This is a genomic window from Mesorhizobium sp. M1A.F.Ca.IN.020.06.1.1, assembly GCF_004023265.1.
GTDB lineage: Bacteria > Pseudomonadota > Alphaproteobacteria > Rhizobiales > Rhizobiaceae > Mesorhizobium.
Genome location: NZ_RZSR01001375.1, coordinates 1 through 1,116, shown reverse-complemented (window position 1 = coordinate 1,116; position 1,116 = coordinate 1). Strand labels below are relative to the sequence as shown.

At 64.1% G+C, this 1,116-nt stretch carries 2 protein-coding genes; one reads left to right on the top strand and one right to left on the bottom strand.

All coding sequences use genetic code 11. The annotated features are described in order from the left end of the window. The coding region (locus EOA60_RS34140; RefSeq protein WP_164899818.1) for a cold-shock protein at window positions 1-147 on the bottom strand (147 nt) is incomplete at its 3' end. A gap of 457 nt (window positions 148-604) precedes the next feature. On the opposite strand from EOA60_RS34140, the gene EOA60_RS34135 reads away from it, so the two are divergent. Next, window positions 605-1,000: a Kazal-type serine protease inhibitor domain-containing protein gene (locus EOA60_RS34135; protein ID WP_095823255.1), complete on the top strand. Its 396-nt coding sequence runs from the start codon at window positions 605-607 to the stop codon at window positions 998-1,000. Window positions 1,001-1,116: the final 116 nt, after the last annotated feature.

Sequence of the window (1,116 nt, the reverse complement as noted above, 5' to 3'; positions counted from 1 at the left end):
GACCTTCTGGCCGTCGACGAGCGTACGCAGGCCGGAGGCCTCGATCGCGGAGATGTGGACGAACACGTCCTTGGCGCCGCCGTCAGGCGTGATGAAGCCGAAGCCTTTGGTGGCGTTGAAGAACTTTACGGTGCCGGTCTGGGCCATGGGGGAAACTCCTTCACCCGTATCAGTCTCGTGGGCTCGCCCGCTTCCTTGGGCTGATCCCGGTGTTGCTTCGGCAGTCATGCATTCGCGCATGGTCAAAGCCCCCGCCGAAAAACGGGGCCGTCAGAGATTCACACTATCGGGGAAAGGTCGTCCAAAACGTGCCGCTCTCCGGGTCGCAAATGCCCGAACACCAAATTTATTACACGGAAATGTGATGGTTGCAAGACAGCACCGCAGGCGGCCCTCGGCGCGCCCAACGCGAGGCCATCGATAGACCCGGCGCCATGACCGGTCATCGGCCAGTGAAAAGCCGGGCATGGGCCAGTGCGAGAAGCCGACCGGCGATAAATTTCGCCCCGGGCAAAGCACAAGCCGGGGTTGCGTTCGATCCCAAAATGGCGAGGAATTGCGCGAGCTGGCGCGATCGCGCCTGAGCCAGATAGGAGAGGGACCTATGCGATTTCTTGCGGCAATCGTTTCGCAGCAGGGCCTTGTCGCCCTGCTACTGTCGGCATTGCTGGCGGCCTGTACGGTGGTCGTCGACGAAGGACCGCGTCCGCGCCCGCCAAGGCCGCATCCGCAGCTCTGCACCATGCACTACGAACCGGTCTGCGCAAGACGCGGCGGCGACCGCCAGACCTTCGCCAATGCCTGCCTGGCGGAGCGGGCAGGGTATCGTATCGTGCGTGACGGGCCTTGCCGGGATGGCGGCGGTGGCGGCGAGCAAACCTTCTGCACCCGCGAATACGCGCCGGTCTGCGCCAGACGCTACGGCGAGGTGCGCACTTTCCCGAATGCGTGCGAGGCCCGCGCGGCGGACTATCGCATCATCGGCGACGGGCCTTGCTAGCGGTATTGCGGGCAAGTCGCCGGAGCGCTGCCCACACACTTGCATCTGCCGCCCGCTTGGCTTAGGTCCGGCGGACGGACAAACACGGCAGGTTTCCCATTAACAGAGATCAGAGA